General features: G+C 66.6%; 15 protein-coding genes and 22 tRNA genes. 6 read left to right on the top strand and 31 right to left on the bottom strand.

From position 1 onward, the window contains the following. Positions 1–57: 57 nt before the first annotated feature. Positions 58–831: a LolA family protein gene (locus tag SYV04_RS22645; protein ID WP_321547927.1), complete on the top strand. Its 774-nt coding sequence runs from the start codon at positions 58–60 to the stop codon at positions 829–831. A gap of 6 nt (positions 832–837) precedes the next feature. Continuing rightward, positions 838–2,250, top strand: a complete 1,413-nt coding sequence (locus SYV04_RS22640) for a hypothetical protein (protein ID WP_321547926.1) — start codon at positions 838–840, stop codon at positions 2,248–2,250. Between the two features lie 19 nt (positions 2,251–2,269). Here SYV04_RS22640 and rimO read toward each other — a convergent pair whose 3' ends face one another. The 29 genes from rimO to SYV04_RS22495 all read right to left on the bottom strand — a co-directional run bounded on the left by rimO (position 2,270) and on the right by SYV04_RS22495 (position 13,915). After that, positions 2,270–3,649, bottom strand: a complete 1,380-nt coding sequence (gene rimO / locus SYV04_RS22635) for a 30S ribosomal protein S12 methylthiotransferase RimO (RefSeq protein WP_422723965.1) — start codon at positions 3,647–3,649, stop codon at positions 2,270–2,272. A 35-nt stretch (positions 3,650–3,684) separates the two neighbouring features. Next, positions 3,685–4,797, bottom strand: coding sequence for a DOMON domain-containing protein (locus SYV04_RS22630; protein WP_321547924.1), 1,113 nt, complete (start codon positions 4,795–4,797; stop codon positions 3,685–3,687). Positions 4,798–4,799: 2 nt separating this feature from the next. Next, a complete protein-coding gene (locus tag SYV04_RS22625; protein ID WP_321547923.1) occupies positions 4,800–5,297 on the bottom strand; it encodes a YajQ family cyclic di-GMP-binding protein in 498 nt (165 codons plus the stop codon). 17 nt (positions 5,298–5,314) lie between these two features. Next, a complete protein-coding gene (locus tag SYV04_RS22620) occupies positions 5,315–6,955 on the bottom strand; it encodes a ribonuclease J (protein ID WP_321547922.1) in 1,641 nt (546 codons plus the stop codon). Positions 6,956–7,116: 161 nt separating this feature from the next. After that, on the bottom strand, positions 7,117–9,927 hold the full coding sequence (locus tag SYV04_RS22615; protein WP_321547921.1) for an AAA family ATPase: 2,811 nt from the start codon (positions 9,925–9,927) through the stop codon (positions 7,117–7,119). 169 nt (positions 9,928–10,096) lie between these two features. Then, positions 10,097–10,181 (bottom strand) — tRNA-Ser (locus SYV04_RS22610). Between the two features lie 252 nt (positions 10,182–10,433). Further along, positions 10,434–10,976: an HNH endonuclease gene (locus tag SYV04_RS22605; protein WP_321547920.1), complete on the bottom strand. Its 543-nt coding sequence runs from the start codon at positions 10,974–10,976 to the stop codon at positions 10,434–10,436. Between the two features lie 23 nt (positions 10,977–10,999). After that, positions 11,000–11,074, bottom strand: a tRNA-Leu gene (locus SYV04_RS22600). Positions 11,075–11,096: 22 nt separating this feature from the next. After that, positions 11,097–11,170 (bottom strand) — tRNA-Leu (locus SYV04_RS22595). 14 nt (positions 11,171–11,184) lie between these two features. After that, positions 11,185–11,259 (bottom strand) — tRNA-Leu (locus SYV04_RS22590). Between the two features lie 173 nt (positions 11,260–11,432). Next, positions 11,433–11,507, bottom strand: a tRNA-Arg gene (locus SYV04_RS22585). 6 nt (positions 11,508–11,513) lie between these two features. Continuing rightward, a tRNA-Arg gene (locus SYV04_RS22580) sits at positions 11,514–11,587 on the bottom strand. 8 nt (positions 11,588–11,595) lie between these two features. Further along, a tRNA-Arg gene (locus SYV04_RS22575) sits at positions 11,596–11,669 on the bottom strand. Between the two features lie 27 nt (positions 11,670–11,696). Then, positions 11,697–11,767 (bottom strand) — tRNA-Ala (locus SYV04_RS22570). Position 11,768: 1 nt separating this feature from the next. Beyond that, a tRNA-Gly gene (locus SYV04_RS22565) sits at positions 11,769–11,843 on the bottom strand. A 20-nt stretch (positions 11,844–11,863) separates the two neighbouring features. Further along, positions 11,864–11,936: transfer RNA gene (locus SYV04_RS22560), tRNA-Thr, on the bottom strand. A gap of 1 nt (position 11,937) precedes the next feature. Then, positions 11,938–12,008, bottom strand: a tRNA-Trp gene (locus SYV04_RS22555). Positions 12,009–12,025: 17 nt separating this feature from the next. Then, positions 12,026–12,098: transfer RNA gene (locus SYV04_RS22550), tRNA-Phe, on the bottom strand. Between the two features lie 94 nt (positions 12,099–12,192). Continuing rightward, positions 12,193–12,263 (bottom strand) — tRNA-Ile (locus SYV04_RS22545). Between the two features lie 12 nt (positions 12,264–12,275). Then, positions 12,276–12,349, bottom strand: a tRNA-Pro gene (locus SYV04_RS22540). A gap of 9 nt (positions 12,350–12,358) precedes the next feature. Then, positions 12,359–12,434, bottom strand: a tRNA-Pro gene (locus SYV04_RS22535). Positions 12,435–12,450: 16 nt separating this feature from the next. Next, positions 12,451–12,523, bottom strand: a tRNA-Glu gene (locus tag SYV04_RS22530). Between the two features lie 9 nt (positions 12,524–12,532). Beyond that, positions 12,533–12,603, bottom strand: a tRNA-Cys gene (locus SYV04_RS22525). Positions 12,604–12,614: 11 nt separating this feature from the next. Next, positions 12,615–12,688 (bottom strand) — tRNA-Asn (locus SYV04_RS22520). Between the two features lie 20 nt (positions 12,689–12,708). After that, a tRNA-Gln gene (locus SYV04_RS22515) sits at positions 12,709–12,780 on the bottom strand. A gap of 8 nt (positions 12,781–12,788) precedes the next feature. Beyond that, positions 12,789–12,859 (bottom strand) — tRNA-Gly (locus SYV04_RS22510). 12 nt (positions 12,860–12,871) lie between these two features. Next, positions 12,872–12,942 (bottom strand) — tRNA-Lys (locus SYV04_RS22505). A gap of 87 nt (positions 12,943–13,029) precedes the next feature. Continuing rightward, a tRNA-Tyr gene (locus SYV04_RS22500) sits at positions 13,030–13,115 on the bottom strand. A 554-nt stretch (positions 13,116–13,669) separates the two neighbouring features. Further along, positions 13,670–13,915, bottom strand: a complete 246-nt coding sequence (locus SYV04_RS22495; RefSeq protein ID WP_321547919.1) for a hypothetical protein — start codon at positions 13,913–13,915, stop codon at positions 13,670–13,672. Between the two features lie 142 nt (positions 13,916–14,057). On the opposite strand from SYV04_RS22495, the gene SYV04_RS22490 reads away from it, so the two are divergent. The 3 genes from SYV04_RS22490 (at position 14,058) to nfi (ending at position 16,944) form a co-directional block, all read left to right on the top strand. After that, positions 14,058–15,644 (top strand): alpha/beta hydrolase-fold protein, encoded by a 1,587-nt coding sequence (locus SYV04_RS22490; RefSeq protein ID WP_422723962.1) that lies wholly within the window; start codon positions 14,058–14,060, stop codon positions 15,642–15,644. Between the two features lie 40 nt (positions 15,645–15,684). Continuing rightward, positions 15,685–16,104, top strand: coding sequence for a cereblon family protein (locus SYV04_RS22485; RefSeq protein ID WP_321547917.1), 420 nt, complete (start codon positions 15,685–15,687; stop codon positions 16,102–16,104). A gap of 135 nt (positions 16,105–16,239) precedes the next feature. Beyond that, positions 16,240–16,944, top strand: coding sequence for a deoxyribonuclease V (gene nfi / locus SYV04_RS22480; RefSeq protein WP_321547916.1), 705 nt, complete (start codon positions 16,240–16,242; stop codon positions 16,942–16,944). 93 nt (positions 16,945–17,037) lie between these two features. Here nfi and SYV04_RS22475 read toward each other — a convergent pair whose 3' ends face one another. After that, on the bottom strand, positions 17,038–17,604 hold the full coding sequence (locus tag SYV04_RS22475) for a hypothetical protein (RefSeq protein WP_321547915.1): 567 nt from the start codon (positions 17,602–17,604) through the stop codon (positions 17,038–17,040). A 290-nt stretch (positions 17,605–17,894) separates the two neighbouring features. Between SYV04_RS22475 and SYV04_RS22470 the strand changes: the two genes are divergently transcribed. After that, positions 17,895–19,088, top strand: coding sequence for an FIST signal transduction protein (locus tag SYV04_RS22470; RefSeq protein ID WP_321547914.1), 1,194 nt, complete (start codon positions 17,895–17,897; stop codon positions 19,086–19,088). A gap of 54 nt (positions 19,089–19,142) precedes the next feature. Here the strand turns inward: SYV04_RS22470 and SYV04_RS22465 are convergent, their stop codons facing one another. Beyond that, positions 19,143–20,906: a vWA domain-containing protein gene (locus SYV04_RS22465; RefSeq protein WP_321547913.1), complete on the bottom strand. Its 1,764-nt coding sequence runs from the start codon at positions 20,904–20,906 to the stop codon at positions 19,143–19,145. Positions 20,907–20,945 lie beyond the last annotated feature (39 nt).

The following is a 20,945-nucleotide window of genomic DNA, read 5'->3' as shown; positions in this document are numbered from 1 at the left end:
TCTGAAGCGGTAGAAGCAAACGCCGGGCCCCCGGGCCCGCTCGGAGACCGTACCGCCATGCTCATCGAGACCCTGCTCGTGTCCATGCTGTCCGCGCAAGTCGCTCCCGCGTCGCCCCCGGCGCAGAAGCCCGCGGTCACCGCCGAGTCCAAGCCCGCGCCCGCCGCGGCACCCGAGACGAAGCCCGCCGCGCCCGCCGCCGAAGCGAAGCCCGCCGCGCCCGTGAAGGGCAGCGTGGCCCCGGAGGTGAAGACCCTGGTGGAGCGGATGCAGGCCTTCTACGAGAAGACCGACGACTTCAAGTCGTCCTTCAAGCAGGACTACAAGTACAAGACCTTCCGCCGCACGCAGACGTCCACGGGCACGGTGACCTACAAGAAGCCGGGGCTGATGCGCTGGGAGTACGAGGGCAACTCGCCGCGTACCTTCGTGCTCGCGGGCAACAAGGTGTACGCGTACGACCCGGGCGCGCAGAGCCTCACCGTGGGCAGCGTGGACACCAACCAGCTCTCGGCATCGGTGACGTTCCTCTTCGGGCAGGGCCGGCTGGCGGACGAGTTCAACATCAAGAAGGGCACCTGCGCCGACTGCAAGGGCACGTTGCTGGTTCTGGACCCGGCGCAGCCGGATAAGCGCTTCAAGCAGGTTCGCCTGGAGGTGGACTCCAATACGGCCCAGGTGCTCAAGAGCACCGTGGTGGATCCGGACGGCAGCGAGAACACCATCGCGTTCCTCGAGCTGAAGACGAACGTGGGCATCTCGAAGGACAGCTTCAGGCTCGACCCGCCTGAGGGCACCCGCATCGACGACTTCACGAAGCAGAAGAAGTAGCCCAACGTGCGCGGCGCGCTCCTCGTGGCCCTGTTGTTGGTCGCCGGTTGCCACCGGAGCGCCGCCCCCGTGCCCAAGCGGGTCAGCTTCGCCGGCCGGACCTTCCCGATGTTGTCCACGCCCGCCCTGCGCGTCTCGCTTGCCGGGAGCCTGGGCGGAAAGCCGGTGCCGCTCCTGCTCGATGTAGCGCGGCCACTCTCGCTGGTGGCCACCGGGTGCTTCGCGGGCAAACCTCCACTCCCCGAGGGCAAGGTGCGAGCTCCCGAGCCGAGCGGCATGCGGGAGTGGTCCATGGTGCCGCTAACGGACCTGCGAGTCGGGGATATGCCGCTGCCTGGGCTCGCCGCCGGGCTCACCGGAGAGAAGGTCTGCGCGGTGACGCTGGGCGCGGACGTACTCGCCCCCTATGCGCTCACGGTGGATCCGCTGCGCCGGGAGGTGTCGTTCACGCCGTCTCGCTCCCGAGAGGCGTACAGCGCCGAGCTCACCGCCGCCGACGCGGATCCCTCTTTGGAGACACACCTGCTGGAGCTGAACCGGGAGCCGGTGGGGGATTGGCCCCTGCTCGCGGCGCGAATCACCCAGGGAAACGCGAGCCTCACGGGGCCCATGGTCCTCGCCACGCGGGATTCCTTTACCCGAGTGGCGCTAGGGTCCGCCCAAGCGCAGGGCTTGCGCCCCCTGGAGACGGCCCCGGGCCTGCCCCCCCGCGCCATCCTGGTAGAGGCGGTGGAGGTCGCGGTGGGCGTGGGCGTAGGCCCGCTCGTCGTGGAGACCGCAGAGTGGGCTTCTCCAAGCTCTCTCGGCCGCCTGGGGCCGGACGTGTGGGGACGGTTCCGCGCCACCGTGGATGTGCAGGGCGGAGTGCTCCTGCTGCGTCGGCCGCGTGTCCTCGCCTCGGGAAACCGGCAGCGCTGTGCGCTCCCTGGCACCGAGCGCTTCGACGAGGAGTCCTGCTACGCGCTCCACACGCGGCGGGATCCGGATGGAGCCCTCTCCCTCTCTGCCTCGGTGTACCGGGATCTGCCCGAGGGCGGTCGGCTCCATGTCGAGCCACTGGGCGAGGATGGGACGCCGCTTCGGGCGAGCTGCCGTGTGGGGTTCGCCTTCATGCCCACCAGCCGCGGGGTGACGACGCAGCACCGCATCCCCTGGCCCTCCCTGGCCCAGTCCATGCCGGAGTGTCACGAGGAGCTGTCCGCCGCGAAGGGGTATGCGCTGGCCCTGTACGAGGAGGGAGGCCAGCCGGAGTGCCCGCTGACGTGTGCCTTCGTCCACGAGACACGCACGCGGCGGACGCTGTGCGAGTGCCAACTGACGCCGTTGGGAGAGGGCGTCAGCGCGGCGGTCCGCAAGCCTTCGCCCTCCCGGGCTCCACCTCCCGAGGAGCGGGAGCTGGAGCCCGAGGATCCCAAGTGAAGACAGCTGAGGAACGGCTCTAGCGGGGAGAGGTCCAGGTGGCCATGGGGGCCGGGACCTCGTCACGCACCTTGTGCTTGCGCTGCTTCGGGTCCGGCCGCTCCACCACCTTGCCGACGAGGTCGTAGTCGTGGGCCTCCGTCACCTCGATGGTGACGAACTCGCCCGGGTAGGCCAGGCCGTCGTTGATGTAGACCTGACCGTCGATCTCGGGCGCCTGACCCTCGTGGCGGCCCACCAGCAGGTGCTCCGTCTCGGGGCTAGGGCCTTCGACGAGCACCTCGATGCGCTTGCCCACGAGCTTCTTGTTCTGCTCGCGGTTGATGCGCTTCTGGATGGCCATCACCTCGCGCCAGCGCCGCTCGATGGTCTTCTGGGGCACCTTGTTCGGCAGGTCGAACGCCGCGGTGCCCTCTTCGTCCGAGTACTGGAAGACGCCCAGCCGCTCGAAGCGCTGCGTCTTCACGAACTCCTTGAGCAGCTCGAAGTCCTCCTCGGTCTCGCCGGGCAGGCCGACGATCATCGAGGTACGCATCACCAGCCCCGGGACGCGGGTGCGCAGCTTGGTCAGCAGGTCCGTGAGGAACTGCGAGTTGCGGCCGCGCTTCATGGACTGGAGCAGCTTGTCGCTGGCGTGCTGCAGCGGCATGTCCAGGTACTTGGCGATCTTCGGCTGGGTCGCCATGACCTCGATGAGCTCGTCGGGGAACACGCGCGGGTAGGCGTAGTGCAGGCGGATCCACCGCACGTCCACCTTCACCAGCTCCTTGAGCAGGTCATGCAGCTTGGGCTTGCCGGGCAGGTCATGGCCGTAGGCCGTGAGGTCCTGCGCCACCAGGTTCAGCTCCTGCACACCCTGGTCGGCGAGGCGCTCTGCCTCGGTGACGATGTCCGCGATGGTCCGCGAGCGCTGGCCGCCGCGCAGCTTGGGGATGATGCAGAAGGAGCACGCGTTGTCGCAGCCCTCGGACACCTTGAGATAGGCGGTGTACGACGGCATCGAGTTTTCGCGCGGCGTGGTCGCGTTGTGGATGTAGTCCGGATCCGGGATGACCTGACGCGGCGAGGCCTCGGCGGCCAGCAGGTCGCCGATCTGCGCGTAGGCGCTGGTGCCCAGGAAGTGGTCGACCTCGGGCATCTCCTGGGACAGCTCACCGCCGTAGCGCTGGGACAGACAGCCCGTCACGACAAGCGTGCTGCACGCGCCCGACTTCTTGTACTCGGCCATCTCCAGGATGGAGTCCACGGACTCCTGCTTGGCGGGGCCGATGAAGGCGCACGTGTTGACGACGATGACCTCGGCCTCGGAAGGCTCTTGGACGAGGCGATAGCCGCGCTGCTTGAGGGTACCGAGCATCACCTCGGAGTCCACCCGGTTCTTCGGGCAGCCGAGGGTCATCATGTAGAGGCTCTTGGTGTCTTGCTGCACTGCGTCTACCGCTTTCCGATTTCGGTTCGCTCGAAGTGGTCTCCACTCCAGGCGAAGTTGATGGTCGTGCCGTTCGAGTAACCGATGCTGAGGGCGCCCTCTTCATCCATGCTGACAGAGAGGGCTCGGCCCAGCGCACATGAGGCAGCCGGCCACTCGAGCGCACGCTGAGCCGTCTTGCCCCCTTTTCCCATGACGAGGAACAGGCCCAGACGCAGCTCCATGTCCGCGTCGCACTTGCCCTCGATGGCGTAGGGGTTCTTGCCGGAGACGACGGTCAAGAGGGTTCGCCCGTCCGGAAGGATGAGCGAGTCCGGCACATTCACATCCACCTTCTCGGGCTCCACGGCCTCATTGGAGACCAGAGTTGGGAGCGACGCGGAGGTCAGGGGCTCCTGTGCCTCCACCCAGGTCGGGTAGTGGAGCACGCCCCAGCCCAGCCAGCCGCCGCGCACCCGCTCCAGGGCAAGCACATCCTCGGGAGGCTTGAGCTTGAGCCCCTTGCGGAACTCGTCCGGCAGCCGCAGGGCCTCGCCGAGCATCCCCCCGTCCTTGCAGTTGGAGACGGGAGGGCCCTTCTGGCCCACGGAGTCCTGGTCCTCGTAGTTGATGCACAGATCGAGGACGAGCGGGTCGGTGGAGGGGAATCGGGGGAAGGCGCCGACGGGAAGGGCGATCTCCAGGTTCAACTTGCCTTCATCGCGCTGCACGGCCACCTCGACCTGCTCCTGCGCGAAGGTGGACGTTCCGCTCTCCTTGGGCGAGGCGCGCTTGCCATCGAAGGCGAAGCGGAAGCTGTTGCCCGTGGCGGTGGGGCCCGCGCCCGGGAAGAAGAGGGTGAGGGTGACGATATCGCCCGCGACGAGCTGGTCGTCGGTGGCCTCCAGGCCGACGTAGAGGGTCTCCTTGCGCCAGGCCACCCGGGCGGTGAAGGACGCGGAGGCGTCCACCGAAGCGGGAGGGCGGATCGTCAGGGAGGAGGCGAAGTCCTTGAAGGCCCCATCCAGCTTGGGTGCTTTGGCGAGCGCGGGAACGGACTTGGTGGGGCGCTCCTGCTCCTGGGCGGAGGCGAGCGCGGGCGCGAGCAGCAGGCACAAGGGGAGGAGGGCGGCGCGCATGACTAATCTCGGAAGTTGGTGAACTGCATGTCCAGCTTCAGCCGGTCCTGCTCCTTGCGGAACAGGGCCATGGCGGCCTGCAGGTCATCCTTGTTCTTGCCGCTGACGCGCAGCTCATCTCCCTGGATGGAGCCCTGGAGCTTCATCTTGGAGTCCTTGAGGAGCTTGACGAGCTCCTTGGCCTTGTCGACGGGGATGCCCTGCTGGAGCTTGATGTTCTGTTTGACGTTGTGGAGGCCCGTCTTTTCGATGTCCAGGAACTCGAGGGCGCGCAGGGAGATGCCGCGCTTGGAGAGCTTGGCCAGGAGGACTTCCTTGGCGGCCTGGACCTTCTCCTCGGCGTTGGCCTTCACCGTGAGCACGGCGCGGTCCGGGGAGATGACGATGTCGGCCTGAGCACCCTGGAAGTCATAGCGGGTGCTGAGCTCCTTCTTGGTCTGGTTGACCGCGTTGTCGAGCTCGGCCTGGTCGATTTTGGAGATGACGTCGAAGGAGGGCATGGCCGCCAGGGCCCTTATCACACCTTGACGACCATGGGCACCACCAGGGGGCGCTTGGCGGTGAAGAGCTTGAAGGCCCTACGAACGGCACGGGTCAGCTCTTCTCGCACCAAGGCGTCATCCCCGCGCAACTGTGGGGAGAGCTGGAGGAAGAGGTTTCGAGCCTCTTCAGCCACTCGGGGCAGTTGAACCTGCTCATCCAGGGACAGCCCATGGCCAGAGAGCTGGGGCCCGGCCATCAGCTCCAGCGAGGAGCGGTTGATGACGAGGGCGGCCACCACCACCCCGGTCTCGGCCAGCTTGGTGCGTTCCTGAAGGGCCTCGGGTGACACCATGGCCCCGCTGTAGAGGTCCTTGTGGATGCGGCCCACCGGAACGCTGCCGGCGAAGCGCCCCTGGCCCTCCTCGAAGGTGAGGAGGTCACCATCCTGGGCCAGCAGAAGCTGTTCGGGAGCGAGCCCCGCCTCGCGGGCGGTGGACAGGTGGCGGTGGAGGTGGCGCAGCTCTCCGTGGATGGGGACGAAGTGGCGCGGACGGACGAGCTCGAGGACGCGGCGCTGTTGAGGCTTGCTGGCGTGTCCGGAGACATGGACGCCAGGCTCCACCTGGGCATAGACGATGCGGGCGCCCGTCCAATGGAGCTGATCGAGCAGGGCACCTACCGAGCGCTCATTGCCGGGGATGGGGCGGGAGCTGAGGATGACCATGTCCCCGGGATCCAGCCTCACGGGACCGTTGCCGGCGGCGATTTGAGAGAGGCCGGCGCGCGCTTCGCCCTGGGCGCCCGTGGACAGGAGGATGACCCGACCGGGGGCCAGACCGGGTACGGCGTCCAGGGGCACGAAGAGGTTCTCGGGTACGTCGAGATAGCCGAGCTGCCGCGCCATCTCCACGTTGCGCGTCATGCTGCGGCCCTGGAGGGCCACCTTGCGCCCGAGCTGTTCCGCGAGCTTGAGCACGGTGCGCACGCGGTGGAGGTTGGAGGCGAAGAGAGCCACGACGATGCGGCCCTGGGCCTCGCGGAAGAGGCGGTCGAAGGTCTGCTCGACGATGCGCTCGCTGCCCGTCTCGGTGGTGTACTCCGAGTTGGTGGAGTCGGACAGGAGGCAGAGGACGCCCTGCTCTCCCGCCTCGCCCCAGCGCTCGAGGTCGGTGCGCAGGCCGTCAATGGGATCGGGGTCCAGCTTGAAATCGCCGGTGTGGATGACGGTGCCTTCGGGGGTACGGACGATGTAGCCCACGGCATCCGGCACGGTGTGGGTGACGCGGCTTGCCTCCACGGAGAAGACGGTGCCCACGGGGAAGGGTGTGCGCGGTTCGATCTCATGCAGGTCGGCGACGACGCCCAGCTCGTCCAGCCGGTTGCGGGCCATGGCGAGGGTGTAGCGGGTGCCATAGACGGGCACGGGCACCTCGCTGAGCAGGTAGGGGAGGGCGCCCATGTGGTCCTCGTGCCCATGGGTGATGACGATGCCCTTGAGCTGGGCGGCATTCTGCCGGATGTGGGTGAAGTCCGGGACGATGATGTCCACGCCCGGGGCGGACTCCGAGGGGAACATCAGCCCGGCGTCGATGAGGAGCATCTCCCCACGGCAGGCGATCACCATGGCGTTGAGGCCAATCTCGCCCAGTCCTCCCAGAGGAATCACGTGGAGCATGTCTTACTCATTATGGATGGTGTCCTGGCGCTGCCCGAGTGTTTTGAGCAGTCGCTCGCCTCCCACTCCTCCGCCAGAGGGAGGCGGGGGAGGAGAGCTTGCCAGCGGTCCGAGGCATGCCCAGCTTGGGTGCTGCACCTTGCGCCAGCTGCGCGTGTACCTCAGGTGGTGACCGGTTCGGGAGGGGGACGAGAGATCCAGGCCGCGATGAAGAGGTCCAGGTCGCCGCGCAGTACGTCCTTCACGCGAGGGGTCCCGGCGCCGGTACGAGGGTCCTCCACCCGTGCACCACGGGCCACGTAGTACCGGCGAGCCTCATCGGTGCTGGCGCCCTGGCCGGACACCACGCGTGCGGCGAGGTCCTTCATCTCATCCAGCTCGCCCGAGCCCGTCAGGGTGAGCATCCGACCCGTGGAGGAGTCCTTCACGGTCACCTCCGTGCGCACGCGTTCCAGGAAGGAGCCCTCATGCTGCTTCACGGGGCGACCCTCCACCTCCAGGTTCACCAGGTTCTCGGGCAATCCGCCCCGATGCACACGGACATAAGCGCGCTGTCGCTTCTCGTCCTCGATACGCCGGTGCATGCCGGCCTCGCCTGCCAGGAAGCCGTAGGCGCCAGGCCCCGCGATGCGCACGACCACGCGGGCGGGATCCTCCGCCTCAGCCACCAGCATGGCTTCGTAGCCGCGCTTCTGTGCCCAGCCGAGGTACATGGTTGCCAGCTCTTGCACCCATGCGTCCTGGGCCTCCATCGAGTCGCTGGCGCAGATGTCCACCAGCGCCTCGTTGTCATTCGCGGTGGCGCCCGACGCATTGAGCGCCTCGGCCATTTGCACCTCACGCGCCAAGTCCTCCACCTGCTTCGCCGCGGACGCGAGCTGCACCTCGTTCTTCGCCTCACGCACCAGCCGCCGCGCGAAGGTGGCGGCCTGTTCCAGCCGCTCCAACTCGTTGATCTGTGCCTCCACCGTGCGGAAGGCTCGCAGGGTGACCGCCGCGTGCTCCGGGTCGTCCCACAAGTTGGGGGCCTGGGTCTCGGCCAGGAGTTGGTTGCGTCGCTCCTCGAGCTGGGGCCGATCCGCGAGCATGGAGAGCGAACGGGCTCGACCCACCAGCCGGTCCATCTCGTGCAGCAGCGACTTGCGGTCCAGCCGGCGCTTGACGGCCGCCGCCTTCGGAGTGGGCAGAGAGAGCTGCGCCGTCGCCTCACGCGGAGCAGGCAGCGGCTCGGCCACGGCGACCACCTTGCTTCCAGCGCGGGCTTCCACGCGCACGGGTGTGCCGGGCCGTAGCGGCCGGCGAGCGATCTCCACCGCGAGCGCGGCGGTGAGCGTCTTTTCGATCTCCCGCTGCAGGTAGCGCGCACCGAATTGAGGTGAGTAGCCACGCTCCACGAGCAGGTCCACCACCTCGGGCGTTACCTCGACATCCAGTCCACGCGCACGAATACCCTCGCGCTCCAGCACGCGGCCCACCTCGCGCTGGGCGATCTTCCGGATTTCCACCTTCGTCAGCGGCTTGAAGTGGCAGATGGCGTCGAAGCGGTTGAGGAACTCCGGACGGAAGGCTTCGGTGATGCGCCGGTCCACCTCGCTGAGCAGCTCATGCTCCCGGCGATTGCCAGCGAAGCCCAGGGCTGGCTCGCGGTAGACCTCCGCGCCGACGTTGGATGTCGCCACGATGAGTGTGTTGTTGCAGGAGACCTGCTCCCCAGCGCCGTTGACGAAGGTGCCTTCGTCGAAGAGCTGAAGGAAGCGGTCGTGGACGCTTCGCGCGGCCTTCTCGAACTCGTCCAACAGCAACACGGTGAATACCTTGCCGTCGAGCAGGTTGGTCAGCTCGCCGCGCTTGGTCTCCAAGGCGGGAGCCCACGAGGCGCCGAAGGGAACGCTCTCGTCGCCGTCGTTGGGGAAGTCCGCCATGTTGAGGCGCACCAGCCTGTCGGCGGAGCCAAAGAGGTACTCGGCCAGGAGCTTGGCGAGCTGCGTCTTGCCCACGCCCGTGGGACCAGCGAAGAGGAACACTCCCAACGGACGGCGCGGGTCATTCAGGCCCGCTTTGAGCAGGGCCACCGAGCGCAGCACCGCGGCCACCGCATCCGTCTGCCCGAGCAGTCGCTCACCGAAGAATCGCTCCGTCTCCTCGAGGTCCAGAGGCATCGCGTCGTCCACCACGAAGCGTGGCAGGCGCGTGGCGGCGCAGAAGCGGGTGAGTACGTCCTCGGGGCCTACACGGTCCCGGGCCGCGCTCGCCGCCTCGGCGGCCGTTTCCTTGAGCAGCTCGATGGCCTTGCGCGGCATGCGCTGGGCCAGGAGGAACTTGGCCGACAGGCGCAGCGCCAGGTCGCACGCCGCCGGATCAATGGGCAGCCGCATCTCGCGCTCCAGCTCCTCGGCCACGCGGCCAAGGACCCACCGGGAGCGTTCCAGCGGAGGCTCTTGAAGAGGAATGAGGTGGAGCCGTTCGGCCAGAGCTTCATCGGCGCGCAGCAGTTCCTGCACGCGCTTGGGCTCGGTCTCGAAGATGAAGCGGATGCCCCCCGTGCGAAGGGCACGAATTGCCACGGGGGCCAGCGGCCCGCCCAGCGCCAGGGGCAAATCGCGGATGTAGACGATGGGGCAGGGGAGCCGGCTCAGGTGACCAAGCAGCTCCTCGAAGCTCTCGGCGGCCTGGCGCTGAGTGCTGCGCGCCAGGATGTTGGCGGCGGACACCTCCACCATTCGGGATTGGGCCAGCGCCGCGTCCACGCGGCCTTCGGCGATGCGCCGGGCCACCTCCTGGACGAGCGCGCTCTTGCCCACGCCCGGATCTCCGGACAGCAGTGGGTGCTTGCCGCCTCGGGCGAGCAGTCCCAACACCTCCGCCACGGCCGAGTCCACGCCGTGCGCGGGCGGCAGCTTTCCGTCCCGCGCGAGCGCGGTCAGGTCGCGGTCGATGAGTCGCTCGTTGTCCTCGCTCTTCCTGGTCGCCATGGTGAAACGCCCCCGAAGGTGCGGCACTCTAGCCTGCTGAACCGCAGTGGTGAGGGGGCAACTCCAATATACGGAAGGCGGAGGACTCGAACCTCAGACCGGGAGCCGGTCCGCACCCGCTAGCAACGGGGCCTGGTGCCATCACCAGTTCACTCTTCCAATCCAACTACGGAGCGAGGTGGAGTCGAACCACGAGCCCCATGGGGCTCTCCTGGTTTCCAGCCAGGCTGCCGGCCACCCGGCACGCACGCTCCAGACTTCAACAGAAGGAAGGCAGGGGACTCGAACCCCAAGCGCTTGGCACTCGCACCGCTTTCGAGACGGGCCGTCGGCCTCCGACGTTGACCTTCCAAAAAGGTGCCGGCAGCAGCGGACCCGCCTGCCGGCGCGCGGGGAGGCTCTACGGGTGGGGGCCGCCTCTGGCGCACCCCCGCTCCACCTGATGCTCCGTTCCGGAGCGGAGCGGTGGCGGGGACCACCTCTGGTGACCCCCCTTTACCCGGGCCTCACTCCTCCAACTCCGTGTGCCAGTACGCGACGTCACGGAGGAACTTCCGCCACGAGATGGGCATGCCCTTCTCGTAGCCGAAGGTGAAGTGCAGCGACTCCGGCAGCCTCTTGGGCTTCACCGGCGTGATGCGCAGCAACATCCCGGCCTTCGCCGGCGTCCGGTTGCCCTTCTTCTGGTTGCAGGGCACGCACGCGATCACCACGTTCTCCCAGGTCGTCTTGCCACCCTGGGCGCGGGGAATCACGTGGTCGTACGTGGCCTCGGGCCGAGACACCTTCTTGCCGCAGTACTGGCACTTGCAGCCGTCACGCATGTACACGTTGTCCCGGCTGAACTTGATGCCCCGCTGCCGCTGCCGGAAGTAGCTCATGAAGCGGATGATCGACGGCATCTTGATCTCGAGGGTCACCGAACGGACGAAGCGATCCTCGTACTCCTCGACCACCTCGACCTTGCCCTGCCAGATGAGCATCATCGCGCGCTGCCATGCCACACGCGCGACGGGCTCATAGGCCTGGCTCAACACCAGCGTCTCCATGACACGGTTTCCTTTCTGATTTTTGTCCGCGGCGAGGTTCGAACTCGCACCTGAGCTGGGTTTGAGCCAGCCGCCTCTCCCGATTGGGCCACGCGGACGGGACTACGGGAGCTTCACAAGTGCCGTGGGCGGGATTCGAACCCGCACTCGCTGCATTCTGAGTGCAGTGCCTCTACCAGTTGGGCTACCGCGGCATGAATTTCTGCAGTGCCGGAAGAGGGAGTCGAACCCTCAACCTCCAGACTCTCGATCTGGCGCCTCTACCAAGTTGGGCTACTCCGGCTTTGAGTGCACGCCCTGGGGATCGAACCCAGCGAAATCGGTATGTGGGACCGACGCCGTCTCCAGCTGGCTCGGCGTGCATGAGAAGTTGCGGAGCAGGGAGTCGAACCCTGTGGCTCAGGCGTATGAGACCCGGTGGGGCGTCCGGCCCCTCCCCGCAAGAAACGTTGGCTGTGCTTCCGGCAGGATTTGAACCTGCGACCGTGCGCTTAGGACGCGCCTGCTCTTCATCCCCTGAGCTACGGAAGCCTCGAGTACCCCTGGCAGGGATCGAACCTGCGGCCTCACGGTTCGGAACCGTGCGCTCTGTTCCACTGAGCTACAGGGGCAAGACAAGTGGCTCCGGCAGGATTCGAACCTGCAGCCTCTCGGTTCGTAGCCGAGCGCTCTAATCCGTTGAGCTACGGAGCCAAAGACAACTGAAGCAAGTGAAGCAAGTGGACCCGCCGGGATTCGAACCCGGGTCTCTCGGGTGCAAACCGAGAATTCTCCCGCTGAACTACGGGCCCATGGAGCTGCCGGCGGGACTCGAACCCGCATGGTCCTGAGTGGCGCTCAGGTGCCTCACCTCTCGGCCACGGCAGCAAAACCTTTGGTACTGCGAGTGCCCTCGGTCGGGTTCGAACCGACGACCCCCGGTTTACGAAACCGGTGCTCTTCCTGCTGAGCTACAAGGGCATGGCAGGCCGCCAAGGAGTTGAACCCTGCACGCCCGGATTTGGAGTCCAAGCTGCTCCCGGAGCGCGGCCTACACGGTGAAGCAAGAGTGCCGTCTCCCAGAATCGAACTGGGTCCTCCTGTTTTTCAATCAGGCGCGCGAACCATCTACGCAAAGGCGGCAAAAGGGTGCTGCGAGCGCTCCTGCAGGGAATCGAACCCTGTTCACGCGGTAGACGGCCGCGCTGCGATCCAATCGCATCCAAGAGCAAGTCAGTCGGGGCACCTGGAATCGAACCAGGACCGCTCGCGTATCAGACGAGAGCCCTACCATTGGGCCATACCCCGTGGTGCTACGAGTCTGGGTGGCAGGACTTGAACCTGCGACCTCACGGATCCGAACCGTGCGCTCTACCAAGCTGAGCCACACCCAGAGAAAGAAGTCGGGATGACTGGATTCGAACCAGCGACCTCGCGCACCCCAAGCGCGCGCTCTCGTCCAAGCTGAGCTACATCCCGTGAAACGTGTTGCGAGTACCTCGTGCGGGAGTCGAACCCGCCTTTCCACAGTGAGAGTGTGGTGTCCTATGCCGATAGACGAACGAGGCAGAAGGTGAAGGCTTGTGCGGGAGTTGAACCCGCCACCAGACGGTTTTGCAGACCGCCGCCGCCCCGGGCGGAACAAGCCATGTGAGTCAGCTCGGTGGGAGGGATTCGAACCCTCAACCCCGCGGTTAACAGCCGCGTGCTGCTGCCAGTTGAGCTACCACCGAATATGCTGCGTACTTCAGAGCACCGGGAGCAGGCTTTGAACCTGCACCTGCGGGGTCAGAGCCCGCCATCCTGCCAGTTAGACGATCCCGGTATGGGTGAAGCGGGTGACGGGACTCGAACCCGTGTTGCCGGCATGGGAGACCGGAGTCTTGCCACTAGACGACACCCGCGTGTGCTGCGAGTACCCCCGGAGGGAATCGAACCCTCACCGTCCGCTTAAGAGGCGGATGCTCGACCAATGAGCTACGGAGGCGTTTGTCGCCCCATTATTGGCGGGCGAACTTCACCACTGCGATTCAGTTGTCAGAGAACAAGCCACTGCCTTGGGTACTGTGTGAAGTGGGGACGCTGAGAGTTGAACTCAGTGGGCCGCCGTGCGGCTCCGGCTCTACAGGCCAGCGCGTCTCCGTAACGCTCTACATCCCCGTTGAGGTGAAGCTCGGAAAACAGAGAGGCCGGGATCCCTTTCGGGAGCCCGGCCTCTGGTCCGTAACGCCTCGGGAAGGGAGGAGGCGCTGACGGTCAGAAACCGGGTGGACTGCCGCGATACAGCCAGGGTCCGGAAGAGACCACCGGAGCGGCGACCAGGCAGGTGCTCGGGAGCGAATCGATGCAACCGGCAAAGTTATCAGTGTGCTTGGGGTTCATCGCGCTCTGCTTCGTCACCGTTGCCATGGTCACCGCTCCTTTCATCGAGAAAAGACGCGGCGAATAATTCTTCCTGACAAGCGCATGGATTCTCCGTGCGCGGCCTCTCTCCGCCACCTTTATTAAGGAAGGGGAGAGAGCCACGAAGCACGAAGAGACAAGAAAAGAAAAAGGCCCCGGAGCACGAAGCTCCGAGGCCTTTTTCAGTTGCCCATAGTGGGCAGCACCGACGTCATATTCACCAGCACATCCCGCCACACGCCGTGCTTCACGCAGTCCTGCAAGTTCTTGGACTCCGCTCGATCGAAGATGACGACGCGCATGGCTTCTCCTCAGGCCCCGAAGGGGACCTTCGGGCGCAGGTAGATGCGCTCGTCGCCGCTCGGACCGCGGAAGCGGTCCACGACGTAGTTCTGGAAGGCGTCGTCTCGCAGGTGGGCCAGATGCATCCCTGGCATGCCTCCGGAGCGCACCACCTCCACCGCGATGCGCCGCACGTCCACATCCGCCACGTGACCGTCCAGCTCCATCGGCAGGTCCGCGGACATCCCGTTGTAGGTGATGTTGAGGGTCGCCATCGCCGTCACTTCCTTTCACTCGGAGCAATGCCACGAGAGCGCGGCCAGTCCAAGCCCCTCGGGACGTGGGGAGCGACGGGTTCCTGACGTCCTGGGTGCCCTCGTCGAAAGGAGGTCGGCCAGGCGGGTATGCTCCGCGCCCATGACAAGGACCCTTCCTGGCATCAGAGTCATTCTTTCCCTGGTAGCCCTCCTGGGGGCTCCCCTGCTGGGGTGCAGTGACTCGGAAGATGAGATTCCGACGCTGCCTCCTCCTCCCGCCCCCACATTTGAGAGCGTAGCGGTTGAGTTCGACGTCACCACCCCCGCCGCTACCCCCTGTGACGCCACCGTGGCGATCATCGGAAACGATGAGGCCCTGGGGAATTGGAAGCTGCCGGGCCTGACTTTAACGCGCGACGCGGATGGACACTTCCGCGGGTCAGCCGTGCTTCCTGTCAGGAAGACCATCTCCTACAACATCCTCCTCTCCAGCTCCGGTGCGCAGGAAGTCGACACGATTGGACGCATCCTGGATGTCCGCTCCTTCACGGTCGCGGATCGCGAGGGCATCGAGGTCAAACCGACCGTCACCCGGTGGTCGCTGGCCGGTAATGCTGCGCGGCCTCCCGTCCACTTCTCGGTCGAGGTGCCCGCCAACACACCCGCGAACGCGGAGATCTGGCTGTCCGGCAATCAGCCGGCGCTGGGCGAGTGGAACGGCGCGGGGGTGAAGCTCGAGAAGGGCAGCTCGGGCAGCCGCTACTTCACGTGCATCCCCTTCGCCACGGGCACCAACCTGGAGTTCAAGGTCACCCGTGGTTCCTGGGACTCGGTGGAGAAGGATGCTCAGGGAGGGGAGATCGACAATCACCTCCATGCCGTTTCCGCGCCGGCCCGGATCAGCGTCCAGGTAGGGAGCTGGCGGGACCTGGGGCCTGTCGAGGAGCAGCCGGATACGCTCACCGGCAACATCCAGTACCACGATGTGGACGGGGCCTCCGTGGGCCTCAGGAACCGCCAGCTCATCGTCTGGCTGCCGCCTGGATATGACACTCAGACGACCCGGCGCTACTCCGTGTTGTACATGCACGATGGGCAGAACCTGATGAACGCCCGGACTGCCTTTGGCAATGTCGAGTGGGGAGTGGACGAGACCGCCCAGCGCCTCGTCGAGGCCGGGCAGGTGGAGCCCATGATCATCGTGGGCGTCTACAACACCCAGGATCGCATCGCTGAGTATACGCAGGTGCCTACCACCCAGTACCCGGATGCAGGCAGGGCAGATGCCTACGGCCGACTGCTGGTGGAGGTCGTCAAGCCGCTCATCGACTCCACCTATCGCACCATGCCCGAGGCGGAGCACACCGGCGTGGCGGGCTCGTCCCTCGGAGGGCTCGTGTCCATGTACTTCGGACTCACGCACTCGAGCACCTTCACGCGGCTCGGCGTTGTCTCGCCGTCGGTGTGGTGGGCCAATCGCGACATCGTCACGCGGGTCGAGAGCCTCTCCGGCAAACTCCCGCTGAGAATCTGGGCGGACATTGGCACCAACGAGGATACCTCTGTGGGGGACTCCCAGATCGCGGTCAACGATACGCGCCTCTTGCGGGATGCGCTCATCGCCGAGGGCTGGGCCTTGGACAGCGATCTCAAGTACCTGGAGGTAGAAGGAGGCCGGCATAACGAGGCCGCCTGGGCGGCTCGGGCCGAGCAGATCCTCAGGTATCTCTATCCCCCCGCACCGTGAGACGCACGCGTCCCGTGTAGCCAGGCGGGATGCTTCTTCCGTGCTCCCATCGGGACCTGAACATGCACCGGGGGCCCTCCTTCTCAAGGAGGGCTCCTCCCCCGAGAAGAAGCCCTCGGGACAGCCCGTGGACGCGCCGGAGAAGGCGCCTCCGGACGGACCGCTGTGTTGCGTGCATTGTGGCCACTCCATCACCCTCGAGCGCCACCGCACGACCGTCAATGGCCGGCATGCCCATACCCGCGTCAATCCCTATGGGTTCGTCTTCCACTTCGGCTGCTTCGCCCAGGCCGAGGGGTGTCTCGTAGAGGGACCTCCCACCGCTGAGGACTCCTGGTTCGCGGGCTATGTCTGGGAGTTCGCCCACTGCGCCGTGTGTCGGACCCATCTCGGGTGGGCCTTTCAGGGTGAAGGAAGCTTCTTCGGGCTCCTGCTCGATCGGCTCGCCGCTCCCCACTGAGTTCAAGTTGCCTGCCTGGTCGGCTGCCTGGCGCGCCAGGAGTGTGGCGCGCTGAACCCTGCCTCCCTACTCATGACGTTGTGCTGAGCGCGCCCTACCTGGTGGGTATACAGTGGGGGTGAGGAGGGCAGGTTCATGGAACTCGAGTCTCTGCATGGCTGGGAGGTCACACCCCAGGAGGCGGTGGCGCTGCAGAACACCTTGCGCGAGCGTCTGGTGCTGAGGCCTCCGGCGGAGCTGCGCGTGTCTCGCATCGCCGGCGCGGATATCTCCACCGAGCGCGGGAACATCACTGGCTATGGAGGCGTCGTCGTGCTCGATGCGATGTCACTGCTCCCCTTGGAGCAAGCGGGCGCGGCCGTCACGCTTCGACTCCCCTACATCCCAGGGCTGCTTTCCTTCCGTGAGCTGCCTGTGCTCGCCGCCGCCTGGGAGCAGCTGGCGCAGAAGCCAGACCTCCTGATCTTCGATGGGCAGGGCATCGCGCACCCGCGGCGCTTCGGATTGGCCTGCCACGGCGGACTGCTCTTTGGCGTTCCGTCCATCGGGTGTGCCAAGTCCCTGTTGGTGGGCACCTACGGGCATCTCGGCCCAGAGCGGGGCGCCACGGCGGAGATCCGGCACCGAGGAGAAGTCGTTGGGATGGCGGTGCGTACCCGGCGCGGCGTGAGCCCCGTCTACGTCTCTCCGGGGCACTTGATGGATCTGCCCACCGCCGTGGAGTGGGTGCTGCGTGTGAGCCCGCGTTACCGGGAGCCGGAGACAACGCGCCGGGCGCATCGGCTCGTCAATGCCCTGCGACGTGCGGCGCATGAACCGTCACGCAGGGAGGCGCCGTAGAGGCGTACAAAAAAACGATGGAGGCGGGGGCCTTGGGCCACCTCGCCTCCATCCGAACAGCTCAAGCCATGCGCGATTCAGCAGCGCGCTGGTTTACTTGCACACCACGCGGGGGTTCCAGATGGCGAACAGGCCCTTCGGGTTGTACTTGAAGAGCCACACGTGCAGGTCGTAGTGGACCGGCATGTCCGGGCTGTGGCCGGGCATCGGGCCATCGAAGCCCTTGCCGATGGTGGACGGCCGGGCCTGGCCCGCGTCCGCCTGGAAGTACTCAGGGCCAAGGAACTCGAGCCCGCCCTTGCCGTCCGGCAGGTAGAGCAGGATCTCAGGCTTGTACGGATCGGTCGTCAGGTCGCCCGCCAGGCCCGGGTGCAGGTAGTGGATGCCCATGCCGCCGTCGCCCGCCAGCGACTCACAGGGGCTCACGGGGATGTAGCCGTCGGCCGTGGCCACGTTCACGTCCCGGTACTTCTTGAGCGCGTTGCGTACCCGCCACCACTCCACGGCCTCGGAGACCTTGAGGGCGTTGATCTCGGCGGAGATCATCTCCTCCTCGCCAAGCTCCACCTCAGGCTGGGTGTCCTCCTCGGTGGCGCCACAGCCAATGCCGAGCATCGCGGCAGCCGCGAGGGAGAAGGGGATGCGGAGGAAGCGCTTCATTCGGAGCTCCTTTTTGGGGGGCAAAATGCTCGACGCCCGGACCGGGACCCGAGCGTCGCTTATGAGGAGGCGCAGTCTGTCCGCTTTAGGATGCGATGTAAAGCGGCATTCAGTGGAAAACCCGACGGGTAGGGGCAAGTGCCACACCCGGCGGGTGTCATCCAGGAGGCCTCCTGGCAGCGCACCTTCGGGTTCTTGATGGCGAACAGGCCGTTGGTTGGGACAGCCTGCCTTTTTGGATCTCCGGCGTAAATGAGATTCTCCAGCGAGCTCAGAGCGAAGGGAGTGGCATGAAGTGGGCGTCCGCGCTGTCTCGGTCCGGCAACCTCAAGGAAGCCGTGGATCAGGCCGTGGAAGAGCTGTGCCTTCGGCTTGGCAGCCGTGAGCCGGATCTGCTCATCGCCTTCGCTTCACCCTCCCTGGTGGAGGGGGCCGATGTGGCGGAGTTGCTGCATGCGCGGCTGCCCAAGGCCGTGCTGGTGGGCTGCTCGGGGGAGGGCATCATCGGCGCCAACCATGAGGTGGAGGGGGCGCCGGCGCTCTCCCTCACCGGGGCGATTCTGCCTGGGGTTCGGCTCGTCCCGTTCCACCTGGACATGAACCAGCTGCCGGAGCCGGGGGAGAAGCCAGAGGCGTGGCACCAGCTCCTGCGCATCTCTCCCGAGGCGCGGCCCTCTCTGCTGCTCGTCGTCGATCCATTCACGTGCGATGCCGAGGCGCTGGTGGCCGGGCTCGACCGGGCCTACCCGGGGGCCTTGAAAGTAGGGGGCCTGGCCAGCGGCAGCCGTATGCCCGGAAGCACGCGGCTGTTCCTGGGGGGCAACTCGTGGCGCACCGGTGCGGTGGGACTCGCGATGATGGGGAACGTGGTGGTCGATTCCATCGTCGCCCAGGGATGTCGGCCCATCGGCACGCCCATGCTCGTCACCCGCTGTGAGGGCAATGAGCTGCTGAAGCTCAACGAGCGGTCTCCCATCGAGGTGCTGCGTGAGCTCCATCAGTCCCTGGATGAGCGAGACCAGGCGCTGTTCCGGCACTCGCTCTTCCTGGGCTTCGAGATGAAGAAGGATCAGGTGGAGTACCAGCAAGGGGACTTCCTCGTGCGCAACATCGCCGGGGTGGATCCCCAGTCCGGGGCCATCACCGTTGGCGCGACGCTCGAGCCCTACCAGGCCGTGCAATTCCACCTGCGGGATGCGCGCACGGCCGCCGAGGACCTCACGCGCATGCTCCATCGCTACCGAGAGGAGCGGGGGCAGGTCGCGGCGCCTCGGGGCGCGCTGCTCTTCTCGTGTCTCGGCCGAGGCATGCACCTCTACGGTCGCCCGGACCATGACACCTCGTTGTTCGAGGGCGCGCTCGGGTCCGTTCCGCTGGGCGGATTCTTCTGCAACGGAGAGATCGGCCCGGTGGGAGGGACCACCTTCCTTCATGGCTACACCAGCGCCTTCGCCCTGTTTCGCGAGGCCCAACTGGCATCCTGAAGAAAGAAATGGGCCACCACCCCGGGAGTACCGGAGTGGTGGCCCATCCTGGAGCTACGCCACCTTCAGCAGCGGGGTACGCATCACCCGCTCCACCCAGCCGGACTGGCTGGCGCCCGTCGCCGTCGGCGCGTCCATCAGCGCCTTGAGCACCCGCGGGACCTGGTAGGGGTCCGCGAACTGCTCCACCGACACCTCACTGAAGGGCACCCTCAGCTGCCCCGCGCACGTGCGCACGGTGCTCCCCCGCGCACCCGCCACGCTCAGCAGCAGCGCCATCGCCGCCACCGTGTAGCCGCACTCGCGGAAGGCCCGGGTGAACTGGTCCCCCGCCTCTCCCGCCTCGTCACCCACGACGATGACGATGAGCTTCGCCTCCGTCGGCACCGTCACGCCGTCCCGGTGCAGTGCATGCACCGCGGCCGCGTGCGTGGTGCCACCCGAGGCCTTCAGGCCCTGCAGCATGTGCTGCACCGCCATCCGGCTGGGTGCCTTCGGCTTGAGCACCGTACCCACCGTGTCGAACGACGCGATGTGCAGCTTGTCCACCGGGAAGCCCGCGAGGATGCGCGTGAGCGCCTCCTTGGACTGCTCGATGGCCCCCTCCATGGAGCCGGACTTGTCGATGAGGAACATCACCCGCACGTCCGCCTCCGCGGTCGCCTCGGCCACGGCCAGGCGCGCGGCGTTGTCGCTCGCCTCCTCCAGCTTCTCGCGCAGTTCCTTGCTCCGGACGTTCTTCGCGATGTGGAGCGCCCGCTGGTCGGTCGCCGTCTGCACGGCCTTCTCCCAGCGCGCCCGAATCGTGGGCTCGGACAGCAAGCCCAGCTCCTCGAGCGTCGGCGTCATCATCCGCAAGTCCCTGTCCGACAGCGACGGCAACAGCGCGACCATGATGGCGGGCGTGAGCCCCACGTCCTTCGGCAGCCGGCCCACCACCTCCTTGTAGGAGAGCCGCCCGGTCTCGATCGACTCGCAGATCTCCGCCTCCGAGAGCCCATCGAACCGCTCACGCTTGACGAGCGTCAGCCCCACGAGCCCCACCTGACGGTGGCCCCCGGACGCCTGCTTCTGCTTCCAGCCGAGCAGCTCGAAGAAGGCCTGCGACTCCGGCCTGTAGCCGGCCTTGCGGGCGATCTTCTTCAGCGTCTCCTTGAAGCCGGCCTTCACCAGGCCCTCCAGCATGGGCAGGTTCTTCTCCCGGGCCTGGAGCCACTTCTGGGCCACCCGCTTCCAGCGGCCCATGGGCGGCTTCTTGGAGCCCGGGTCGCCGAAGCCGGCCTCCCGGTTCATGCGGGCGATCTCCGGCGTCTCGAGCAGCTCCGCCACTCGCAGCACCGCCTTGGGCGTGAGCATGCGCGTGGACTTGCGCTCGTAGTGCAGGATCATCGCCTCGCCGATCACCCGGTGGTCGTCGTCGTAGAAGGCGACCGTGCCGTCCTCCTCACGCACCGGCTGCCCCGCGTGCCCCTGCACCAGCATCAGCGCGCAGGTCGCCACCTTCAGGTCACGCCAGTCCGTCTGCGTGAGGGCGTACGAGGCAAAGTGCGCCATCAGGTCCGTGTTGAGCTTGTAGATGTCCAGCAGCTGCCGGTAGAGCTTCACCGCCGCGGGCACGAAGAGGCCCGGGCTCACCTGCTTCTGGTTCGCCGGGAGCACCTTGACGCCCCGGCGCGCCGGCTGCCAGGTGCCGTGGACGTCCACGCCGGGACGGTTGTGCCAGAGGTGCGCGGAGCCCCCCAGGACGAGCTCGAGCAGACGCTCGGCGGGCCCGAGCTGCGCCTCCGGGAGAATGGGGGTGTTCTGCTTCGTCGTCATGATCCCCTCCAGGGTCGTGCTGCGGGTAAGACGAAAGAA

Origin of the sequence: Hyalangium ruber, from assembly GCF_034259325.1 — a bacterium.
In the GTDB taxonomy this organism is placed as follows: Bacteria; Myxococcota; Myxococcia; order Myxococcales; family Myxococcaceae; genus Hyalangium_A; species Hyalangium_A rubrum.
Note: the sequence above shows the minus strand (reverse complement) of the source record. Positions and strands in the feature narration are given on the sequence as shown.

What these genes read in the sequence shown, in the direction of transcription:
- SYV04_RS22645 (WP_321547927.1), top strand. Translation starts at nt 58, where the DNA reads ATGCTCATCGAGACCCTGCTCGTGTCCATGCTGTCCGCGCAAGTCGCT.
- SYV04_RS22490 (WP_422723962.1), top strand. Translation starts at nt 14,058, where the DNA reads ATGACAAGGACCCTTCCTGGCATCAGAGTCATTCTTTCCCTGGTAGCC.
- nfi (WP_321547916.1), top strand. Translation starts at nt 16,240, where the DNA reads ATGGAACTCGAGTCTCTGCATGGCTGGGAGGTCACACCCCAGGAGGCG.
- SYV04_RS22615 (WP_321547921.1), bottom strand. Translation starts at nt 9,927, where the DNA reads ATGGCGACCAGGAAGAGCGAGGACAACGAGCGACTCATCGACCGCGAC.
- SYV04_RS22605 (WP_321547920.1), bottom strand. Translation starts at nt 10,976, where the DNA reads ATGGAGACGCTGGTGTTGAGCCAGGCCTATGAGCCCGTCGCGCGTGTG.
- SYV04_RS22465 (WP_321547913.1), bottom strand. Translation starts at nt 20,906, where the DNA reads ATGACGACGAAGCAGAACACCCCCATTCTCCCGGAGGCGCAGCTCGGG.
- SYV04_RS22625 (WP_321547923.1), bottom strand. Translation starts at nt 5,297, where the DNA reads ATGCCCTCCTTCGACGTCATCTCCAAAATCGACCAGGCCGAGCTCGAC.
- SYV04_RS22470 (WP_321547914.1), top strand. Translation starts at nt 17,895, where the DNA reads ATGAAGTGGGCGTCCGCGCTGTCTCGGTCCGGCAACCTCAAGGAAGCC.
- SYV04_RS22495 (WP_321547919.1), bottom strand. Translation starts at nt 13,915, where the DNA reads ATGGCGACCCTCAACATCACCTACAACGGGATGTCCGCGGACCTGCCG.
- SYV04_RS22620 (WP_321547922.1), bottom strand. Translation starts at nt 6,955, where the DNA reads ATGCTCCACGTGATTCCTCTGGGAGGACTGGGCGAGATTGGCCTCAAC.
- SYV04_RS22630 (WP_321547924.1), bottom strand. Translation starts at nt 4,797, where the DNA reads ATGCGCGCCGCCCTCCTCCCCTTGTGCCTGCTGCTCGCGCCCGCGCTC.
- SYV04_RS22475 (WP_321547915.1), bottom strand. Translation starts at nt 17,604, where the DNA reads ATGAAGCGCTTCCTCCGCATCCCCTTCTCCCTCGCGGCTGCCGCGATG.
- rimO (WP_422723965.1), bottom strand. Translation starts at nt 3,649, where the DNA reads ATGACCCTCGGCTGCCCGAAGAACCGGGTGGACTCCGAGGTGATGCTC.